The sequence below is a fragment of the uncultured Algoriphagus sp. genome (genome assembly GCF_963974835.1).
In the GTDB taxonomy this organism is placed as follows: Bacteria; Bacteroidota; Bacteroidia; order Cytophagales; family Cyclobacteriaceae; genus Algoriphagus.
The window spans coordinates 944,153-954,252 of the sequence record NZ_CAXBET010000001.1; the positions used below are offsets into that span (position 1 = coordinate 944,153).

A 10,100-nucleotide genomic window follows, 5' to 3' on the forward strand; every position below is an offset into this window, starting at 1 on the left:
GCTGGTCTAATCAGATTTGCAATCTTAGTGAGTATTCAGCCTATGTGCTTATTTCCCTTCTTTCTCCATTTCTCTTTTGATGCTTTTCAAAATCAACTCATTGGAAAGGCTGAAGTTTCCACTTTCCAGGGAAGCTAAAGTGAGGTGCTGCATGATATTGATGATATGAGAGCCTGTAAGTTCGTATTTTTCGGCAAGTTCCTTCAGAATTCCTTCATCTTGTAAGTTGAATTGACCGGGGATAGACTTGGTCCATAGCTGCAGACGGTCTTCAGGTCTTGGAGCTGGGAAGTATATCAGCGAACTAAAACGCCTGATAAACGCCGTATCAATATTATTTTTAAAGTTGGAAGCCAAAATAACCAGCCCATTGTAGCTCTCTATCCGCTGAAGCAAATAGGAAACTTCCTGGTTGGCATATTTGTCATGGGCATCCCTGACTCCGGTTCTTTTACCGAAGATGGCATCAGCTTCATCAAAAAAAAGGATCCAGTCTTTGTTTTCTGCTTTGTCAAACAAATTGGAGAGATTCTTTTCTGTTTCCCCGATGTACTTGGAGACGATCATGGAAAGGTCTATTCGAAACACATCTTTCTGTGTGTATTTCCCTAAAAGAGTAGCGGTCAGCGTCTTCCCCGTTCCGGGAGGTCCATAAAACAAAGCTCTGTAACCCGGTTTGATTTTCCTACCCAGATCAAAATCCGACAACAGGGTTTCTTTGTGTTTGAGCCAGATCTGCAGCTCATTGATTTGCTTCCAGACTTGGTCCGGAAGCACCAGATCATCCCAAGTCATTGATGTATGCAAGTGCTCAGCCGGGAAATTGATACTCAGCGGAGGTATTCCGATTTTCCCAGTGGTGAGTACTTCTACGAATTCCTGATCGATGATCAACCTACCACATAGCTTGGGGTCAAATTTATTTACAGGTTCCAGAAATAGAATTTTGTTTTTGAAAAGCGGACTGGACTCATCGAAATAAGTAAGGTAGGCCAGCCTGTTTTTGGTGACACTGCCGGCAACCAAAAACAGTGCGGTCTCTCCAGTAGGGAGTAATCCCCGATGGGATTTGGTTCGGGTGCCGCCAATTTCCGGAAATTCACCTCCTTCAGGCAGGAAATCTTTGACCAGCCGATCAAACAATCCCGGTTCCAAATGAGGCGTCAATGCCGTCATCAATAAGATAATATTCTCACTGTCCAGATTAAAATTGCCAATCATTTTGGAAATGGGCAGATCTGGATCCAGCAAGCTGTAATCAAATGTGGGCCGGATAAATTCCTTGTTGGAAAATGTAGCTTCCAGTCTGGCTTTAATCCAATTCTGGAAAAAAGGGATTAGCAAATCATAGCTTTCCTCAAGTTTTTTCATGTATCGTTCAGTTAAAATAATTCTCTGACTCGATTCCAGAATGCTTTCTCCTGATCATTCATGTCGTTTTCATGTTCTAGAAACAAAAAGTCAATGATTGTATTTATCCTTGCGCGGCGGATTGCCGGGATTCCGCGCAAGGCTTCGGATGCTGCGGTGATGGTGTCTCCAGGGCCTTGGGTAGCTATATTTTCTTCCGGACTTGCCATCCCCGCATTTACAGCTACCCCCACCACGATCACTCTGGAGAGGATTTCGGTATTGTCTATGACTCTGTTTATTTCCTCCAATGCTTCCAAGGAGTGCGGCCCTAGGTAGGATGGTGGCTCTATTTGGCTGGTGCCCGAAGGACAAGCGCTGAATCTCATTCCGGATTTTTTCTTACCGGATTTTGGATCTCCTTTCATTCCGAATTTTTTCCCCAGCAAAAATGTCAACATCGAAAAATTGGCATCTTGCTCCAGAGAGGGATCTTGGGTATGAGAGACGCTGCTGGAGTCTTTTGCCTCTGACTGTTGGGAAATATGGGCCATTTCGTGAGCTAGGAGCGCATCTCCTACCTCAGTGCCAGGGCGGAATTGACCTTCATTGAAATAAATCTGATTTCCAAAGGTGACGGCACGGGCATTGTGATCCCGCGCCACTTGCTCCCCTTCCTTGCCTTGGATGATCTCGGTTTGGGAGACATCATTTCCAAAAGTCCCGGATAGACTTTGTTTGGTAGTGGAATTCAGCTCATTGAACGTAGTGGACTTTCTTTCAAAGAATGGATCTTTTTTGCTTCCAAAAAAACCACTTGATTTTTCCGGGCTGGACTTTTTCCTGCTATCTGAAGTGTTTTTCATGGTTTCTGTTTTTTAAGTGGAGTTTCTATTTATTGATGTATTGGAAGATATTTTTTCTGCTACGGAGACTTTGAACATTTTCACCTAGCTGATGATATAAAATGCCTGCTAGACGATCGGAAAGCAACTGGGTAAAAGGGGAGGAATGAAAATTTGAAAAAGTGAGAATAATTTTCCTGTGGTTTTCCAAGGGAATCACTTTGAAAGAAATTCCCAATCCTTTTGATGTGATATATAGCTTATCTGCTTTGAAATGTCTAAAAGTCTCACTCAATTCCATGAGATGATCCGGGTAGAATTTTTCTAGATCCTTATTGGTCATAAAATACAGTGACACAGTCAGAAGCACCACAGCTCCTAGCAGTAGATTGACGCTTACCGTGAAATAATAAACCCAGGGAGCAACTGGCTGGCTGAATACAAGCAAAAGGCCTCCAAACAGTACCGATAGCCACTGGCAATAGGTAAGCGCCAGAAAATAGCCGCGGGAAGTATCTCCCCTGAAGAATTCAAGGAAGAAGCGGAGCAAAAAATACCACATCAGCATAGCCTGAAAAATGCTACCAGGGATACCTGTATAAAATCTCCAAGCTGTAAAAAGCACTATTCCCATTCCTACTAGTAACGCTTCTATCAGCTGCACGGGAAGGACTTTGATCCCAAAATATTTGCGGGGAAATCCTGTTTTGAGATGAAAAATCTGATAGCTCACTCCTTTTATATATGGCCTCCCATGGCAACAACCTGACAAAAAACAACCGATCCTGCCCAGAATCAAATGCACTGAAATCCCTATCACCGACATATCCAAATAGGAAAGCAGGGGAAGACTTAGCAGTTTCAAAAAGCTAAAATGAACGATCAGGATATACAAGGCCAAGTGATAGAATACCAACTCTACCTTTCCGGTCAATTGAATGGAAAGCCAATCGAAAACATAGAAAGTAGCTATAGATAGAAGTAGGAGTATAAATGTGATGCTGACAGAAAGCCCGGCTAAATAGGCATATGAAACCATGCAAATGGCAGAAAATATAACTCCCATAGTTCCCCAGAACTCAAACACGCTGATCTTCTTATTCAGGAATTTGATCGAGTCGAAGTAGGGTACCATAGCGATTAGTTAGTTAAAACATCCATTGAGCGCCAGCATGTATCAATACTCCGGTCTGAGGATTGTAGCTGAACCTCAAACCAGCACCGAAGCCACGATTCTCTTCATTGGCCAAAGGTTGAAGAGCCTTCACCGCTGCCATGACGTCATCGATATTGTCGCCGTGTGACTGATAGAAACTTATGGGATCCTGCATGGAGCCAATGTCTCCCAGTATTCCGCTTGCACCTCCCCAGCCCCTATTTACCGGAGCAGCTAAGTCAAATGGCATCGGCAATAGTCTTGCGCCATATCCAAAGTTTAATCCAAATCCTCCCGTTGTCAGGTCTGCATTAGCTCCCAGTCTAAATTGGTCCTGTGAAAAACCGAAAGAAACCGCAGGCGAATGTGGGTTAAAGCCCACTTCTGCACTTCTGGAGGGAGTTCTAGCTCCAAGGGTGAGATTTCCGCCGTAATTGTATCCAAATCTACTTCTCAGCAGTCCATGCGTGAATTGCAGTGCAACTTGACTGGTATTTGCTTCCAGCATCCATTGCCCCAGTGAGAATTGCAGTGCTGGAGGGAGCAAATTATAATCGAAATCAAATTCCTCTTCTTCTGAATTTTCGGAAGTGGTCTCTTCCTCATCTCGTTGGATTTGAGTTGCTGGGGAGGCATTTTGCTGGACCACGTGGGTAAGCTCATGTGCCAATAACTGTTTACCCTCCCGAGAATCTGGATTGTACTTATTCGAATTGAAATAAATATCATTACCATAAGTAAAGGCATTAGCGTTCAGGCTACTGCTAGCCTCTTCCGCCTTTTGGCCATGGTGGATTTTCACATCACTGAAATCATAGCCAAGCTTAGACTCCATCGTTGATCCTATTTCTTTGGGCAAGCTGGAACCTGATTCTGAGTCTTCCTTCAGGCTAGCTTCCAACTGTTCTGGGACGGCAAGCTTCTGATAATTTTCTGCCCCAGGGACTACCCGCGAAATCTGGGGTTTAAAAAATAAGTGCGCTTCTTTCTGATTTGCGGAGGAGATATTTTGGGCAATCTTATCTGCTTCCTGCTCATAGCGGTCACTTGGCTGATTGACTTTCAACTTTGCCTGAAAAAATGAGCCTCTACTCAGATCTGGTTTTTCCTGTTTTATTTTCTTGATAGAATCTTTCAAAGCCATTTTTGATTTAGTCCCAATCCACGTACATCATTTCATCCATCCAAGGAAGTTTGATCATTCCGATTCCCCAGGGCAATTTGTTCATCAGAATATCCACAGTTTTTCTTTCCACTTTTAACTTCCAGCCATTTTCTGTCCGGCTGATTTTGCCGTCCCTTTGCAAAAAAGTTTCTCTCAAGCCGTCCACACTGGTGTTTTTCAAAATTGCCCAATGTCCAATAACATCTTGAAGTAACTTCTCGCATTCGTCTTTGCTAGCTGCTTCTATTTCCTGACTTAATTCCAATACATCAAAGACATCCATTCCGCATAGGATCTTATTCAGGACAAAAGAATTCTCAGTCAAATCATTCTCTCCATAGACCAAAAACTGAAGGATTTTTGCGCCTAAATGTTGATTTGCTTGTTTTGTAAATTTTCCAGCAGTCAGCAGTTGAAGGTGACCGAAAAGTCCCGATATAAATGGATGCAGAATCACCAAACCTGCATTCTCAATAAAAATATCCTCTGATACATCCACGATATTTTCTGATGCCCCAGCAATTCTTTCATTCAATAAATTCTCTGTCTTTCGATTCCGTAGAGTTGATTCCTTCACTTCTTTAAGAATTCTTTGGTTAATTTTTGAATAATCGATTTTCTTCAGTGAAGCTGGATAGTTCTCTCCTAATGCTTGAACCAGCATGTCGATCTTCCGGGATGATTCAGATGTATTAGCTGTTGCCTTTACAGTAGAAAATGCCTCTCGAAAATTCTTGTCCTGGATGAGTTCTGACCCGACGAAACCCGCGAGATCTGAAATTTTTTCTTTGGGAATAAGATAAATAAGAAGGCTAAGGAATTCCAGATGGGTCAACTCCTGTTTTTTATTTGCGTGGAGGATCAATTTTCCCAGCAATTCTTTCTGTACATTTTCCCAGCCTTGTTTTTGAAGGAACGAGTAAACTACTGGGATTTTAGGATTCACTGTTTTCCCCAAAGACCCATAAATCCCTGAAATGAATGTGGTAGAAAATGAATGGAATAAGCGATCCGTAACTAGCGAGGATTTTTGCATTGCTTTCATCAAGCTTCCCATAAACTCGATGTCAATGGAAATTGCTTTTTCCACTTCACGAGTTGAGGCAAAGGGGCTATTCCAAGGGAAATATCCCTTTGCCATAAAAAAAAAATATACCTGATTAGCCTTGATCTCTTTTGAGATTTGCATGCGTTGATTGGAAGGTTTTGCTGCTATTTCCTTTCTCACCTGCTCCAGAATTTGCTGATGGAGTGTTTCCTCCCAGTTTTCGTCTGGTAGGTAGCCACAGTCCAGTACCAGCGAATCGATCACTAGGGTAGTCTTCGGATCTGCTAGCTGATCAAATTCTTTCTCCAATGCTGGCTTTATCTTCTCGTGAAACACCAGCGCAAGCCGGTCCTGAAGACCCAATCCTTCTTCAATCCCATCAAATTGGACTTGAAGGGAGGTAGTTTGGATTTTATGGATTTGGCTATGGCTCATCTTTCACTTTAAATTATTCCTTCTATAATTTTTAATCTCCTCAAATATTTAGGCTTCGCTGAAGCTTCGCCGTTATTTCTTGTCTGCTCAGAGGCTGAGGTAAATACAGCTTCTATTTTTGCAATGGCAGCTGTTTCTATTCTTCCAAAGGCTCCACTGGCTTTTAATTCCGCCCAGTTTTTCGCATGTGCTTCAATCACATCAAAGACCTTATCCATTGGAATTTTGGCGATATCGTAGTCTTCATTTTGAATGCAGACGATGTTGCTGACCAATGTGCTCAGGATTTGATACAGCTGGAAAGCAAAAGCTCTTATTTCTTTAACCTCTACTATAAGATTTTGGAGCTTTTCTAGCCATCCACTTAATTTGGAGATCAAACCGGCAGTTCCAAAAGCACCAGCGAAGAAATCTGTTTGCTTGGAGACATTGGAACTTGAAATGGTGCTCATCGACTTGAAAAATTCTTTTACTTCAGCATAAGGGCCAAACGCCTCCTGGAACCTTTTGAAATTATCATCTGGTTGCGTTTTGTCGAAAGCCGCAAATGCCTCAAGCACATCCGGAAGCGGGCCGCAGGTCTTGGTCCTTGTGTCCACGGGCAATACATTTACTTTTACAATGACCGTATCACTATTGCTGCTGCCGGCGTTGTCGGTAACTTCCAGCATGAATTTGTACTCACCTTCCAGCAGGCCTGTGACCTCTGTTTTTGCCTGATTTGGCTTTGTTATAGTCGGCGTGACAGGACCACTGGCTAGGCTCCACTTGAATGTGAGTGCTTCATTTTCTGGATCCCGGGAGTTGCTTCCATCCAGAATAATGGTACCTGGACTATTTGGATTTCTGATAGTGATGGAAATGTCAGTTCCTGCTTCTGCTACCGGTGGATTATTACGTGGGCTAATTACCGTGACTTTAACCGAATCTTTGTTGGAAGCTCCTTTATCATCCGTGACGGTCAATTCAAATTCATATTCACCGTCAGCACTGAATTCAACCTCAGTTTTGGGTTTGTTTGGTGTTTTTAAAGTGACAGGATTGCCACTGATCTGAGACCAGGCAAAAGCAGTGATGGTTCCACCCTGATCCTTAGAGTCAGAACCGTCCAAAGTAACAGATAATGGTTGGTTAGGAGCAATGGTAAATGTTTGATCTCTTCCGGCATTGGCAATAGGGCCATTATTCTCAGGTTCAATAATAGTGATTTTGACAGAATCCTTACTGGATGTTCCTTTATCGTCTGTCACGGTTAGTTCAAAGACATATTCTCCAACTGTTTTGATTTCGCCAGATGCCTTAGGTTTGTTGGGAGTTTTAAGGGTCGTCTGAGGTCCACTGATCTGAGACCATGCAAAAGCGGTGATGGTACCATCTTCGTCTTTGGAAGCAGTACCGTCCAAGGTAAAGGAGATGGGTTGATTTGGTCCTAACGTAAATGTTTGGTCCTGCCCGGCGTCCGCTACTGGCCCTATGTTTACAGGCTCCTCCTCAGGAATGATGTACGCAATCGGAGGACATTCACTGCAGCATAAATAAGGCAGGTAAAAATCTGCTATGACGGTTCCTTTGGCAATAGGAGTCGCCTGCTCTCTTATTTCTCTGTCTTTGAGATTGAGCGCATCCAGCACATTTTTCGCGGCATCGCCGAGATTCAGCTTTTTAATAAGCTCGGAGGCAAACTCAAATTCAGTTCGGTTCAATGACTTTACATTTAATGCTTCATCTGTTCGTGAAATGACTTCAGAAGCCAAGGAAGATCTTACCGATGTAGGAGGATTGTTTGTCAGCCTTGGGGAAGGAGTGGCTATAGAAAGTCCAGCTAATAATTCTCTGTTGAAAGTCAAATCAGGCAATGTCAGCACCAAGTCAGTGGCCCCATTATATACCAAAATAAAAGTGCCTCCTTTAGGTACTCCAGCTTTATGCTCCATACCGGGATGTTTTTTAAAGTATTCGCTGAAAATAGTTGCCGCATGGTATTCCTCGATTCTTTTGAGGTATTCGTCTTTCAGTGCAAATAACTTCTCGTTGGCACATTTGAACAACAATTCCGTATTGCTGGAGGAGAAATACCTTTTAATTTCCTCGTTTTCTGAGTTGGCCGCTTCCTTGATCAGACTCACAACTGTTTTGGAATAGGGAGTCCACAGTTTATTATATGCCTCCGCGTCAAATTTGTCCAGATCGTAGGCCAAAAGGTATTTGACGATTTCTGCCAATTGCTGCAAGAAAATAAGCAGTAGATCGGGCTGTTTAATGATGTAATCAAAAAATGCTTTGTCATTTACGATAAAGGCGCTTACATCTTTGGCGACAAAATCTGCTAATTTCTCTCCCTCCTCTACATCTCTCAGTGCCAGATTTTTGATGATGTCTTCATTGGAAATGCTGAGTGGCTGGTTGTTTGACAGGTCAGATTTTATGACCTTTCTCATATCCACGAGGTTTTTTGAAATATAAAAATCCCGCGTGAAGTTCACCGCTGCCATACTCAGTGTCGGATCGGTTGTACGCTTCGGCCTTAAATTCCCCACATAAGCAAGTATTTGCTGGAGTTGGCAGACTATACCGGTGATCATCACCCGATAGTCGGAACTAAGGTCTTCAATGTGGCACTTGATTTCCTTTCCGTTCAAAATCGCGGAAAGATCGATGGCATTCAGAGCCAGCACTTCGAAAGGCAAGTTGAATTTGTTCTTCTGCTGGATGATATCTGTGAGCGCGGTTCTATAGTTTTTTCCTAGATGTCCTTCGATTCGAAAGGCATTGTATCGCTCGATGTCATATAGTAAGGGGTTTTTCACAGGCTCGGGAGCACCTGCTTGTTTGGCAGCCCGATATCCTAGATTGTATCGCTCGTTTCCATTAAAATTTTTGCTAAAATACCATTTTGGATTGATGGTTTTCCAGTCGTAGTAGTAGGGAATTGACCGTAAACTGATCGGTTCTGGACCCAGGTAATTTGGGGTGATTAGGATGGATTCATTGGCTGACAATTTATCTCCCATAAAAGCCTGGATCATAGCCACGAGCCTTTCCAAAAGTGAGGCTGCTTCTTCCAGCGATTTTGATTGTCCACCGAGGATGGGAGAAGGCTCGAAATAATTTCTATAGCTGTTGTTTTTTCCTAAGCGCGTGTCTTCATGAGCCATTCCTAATGTCAGATGAAGAGGAAACTCCATCTCCTCAGGACAACAAGCTCCATAAGCTTCCCGGATTTTGGATCGGAATTCCAGATAAGCTTTAAATAGATCATGAATGAAATCGTAGAAATATTGGAGGTAAATTCTCTGAATAGAACTAGTGGAAAATTTCTTTTTGAAAGAGATCAGATTGAGATCTTTGATTGGATTTTCCTCCGGAAGTCCCAACTGTACAGCAAACCTATCCCAACAACGGATCAAATTTTCAGACATATGGGTGAGCGTAACATCATCCGTGATGTTCAAAAATCCCTTTAAAATATCTTCTGAAGTTTTAAGCTCTTGGACCGGGACATTGTATCGCTTGAGCAGGATCGAATTAAAGCCAATTTTATTGCTGGATTCCAGAAACTTTTTATGAACCAATAAAACTCTCAGGACAAATTCCATTTTGCTACCCTTGTCATTGCAGTCTTGGGTGTCGCAGTTTTTTAAGTCAATTTGCTCTGCTTCCAAAAACAATACAATGGCATAATCCTGCAAATTGAGAGTATTCAATGGCTTCTTCCCATCTGATTGTTTGTCGTCTGAAGGGATTAGTTCCAGAATATCTTTTTGTTGATAGAAAGGAACTTTGTTTCGATTCTCAGTGCCACACTGGGTCAAAAAAGTAAGGTCACTAGGAAGTGCAGGTGGGGAATAACTCGCATAAAAAGAATAACTGGTATCACAGAGTTGGATCAGGTATCCCTGAGAGGTGAGCCCACATCCCTTGCTAAGGGTAATTTCTGAGGCAGAAGATTGGATCTCCAAACCGCAGACGATGCCTCTTCCAATAAGCTTGATTCGCGTCAGCCTCTCCTGTTGTTCTAGGTAGTTCAATAAGTTGTTCAAGTGCCCATTGGACAAAACCTGATCAGCTTCAAAAACGGGATATGATAATAACGGCTGCATG

General features: G+C 42.7%; 6 protein-coding genes. All 6 read right to left on the reverse strand.

Going from position 1 to position 10,100, the window contains the following annotated elements; all coding sequences use genetic code 11:
* Positions 1-48 precede the first annotated feature (48 nt).
* Genes AACZ73_RS04190 through AACZ73_RS04215 form a run of 6 tightly spaced genes read right to left on the reverse strand, consistent with a single transcriptional unit; the run spans position 49 to position 10,099 of the window.
* Complete coding sequence (locus tag AACZ73_RS04190) at positions 49-1,371, reverse strand: ATP-binding protein (protein ID WP_339875669.1); 1,323 nt, start codon at positions 1,369-1,371, stop codon at positions 49-51.
* Positions 1,372-1,382: 11 nt separating this feature from the next.
* Complete coding sequence (locus AACZ73_RS04195) at positions 1,383-2,216, reverse strand: DUF4157 domain-containing protein (protein ID WP_339875670.1); 834 nt, start codon at positions 2,214-2,216, stop codon at positions 1,383-1,385.
* A 25-nt stretch (positions 2,217-2,241) separates the two neighbouring features.
* Complete coding sequence (locus AACZ73_RS04200) at positions 2,242-3,330, reverse strand: prolipoprotein diacylglyceryl transferase family protein (RefSeq protein WP_339875671.1); 1,089 nt, start codon at positions 3,328-3,330, stop codon at positions 2,242-2,244.
* A 13-nt stretch (positions 3,331-3,343) separates the two neighbouring features.
* A complete protein-coding gene (locus AACZ73_RS04205; protein ID WP_339875672.1) occupies positions 3,344-4,495 on the reverse strand; it encodes a DUF4157 domain-containing protein in 1,152 nt (383 codons plus the stop codon).
* Positions 4,496-4,502: 7 nt separating this feature from the next.
* Complete coding sequence (locus AACZ73_RS04210; protein ID WP_339875674.1) at positions 4,503-5,999, reverse strand: contractile injection system tape measure protein; 1,497 nt, start codon at positions 5,997-5,999, stop codon at positions 4,503-4,505.
* A gap of 8 nt (positions 6,000-6,007) precedes the next feature.
* Positions 6,008-10,099 (reverse strand): PKD domain-containing protein, encoded by a 4,092-nt coding sequence (locus AACZ73_RS04215; protein ID WP_339875676.1) that lies wholly within the window; start codon positions 10,097-10,099, stop codon positions 6,008-6,010.
* Position 10,100: the final 1 nt, after the last annotated feature.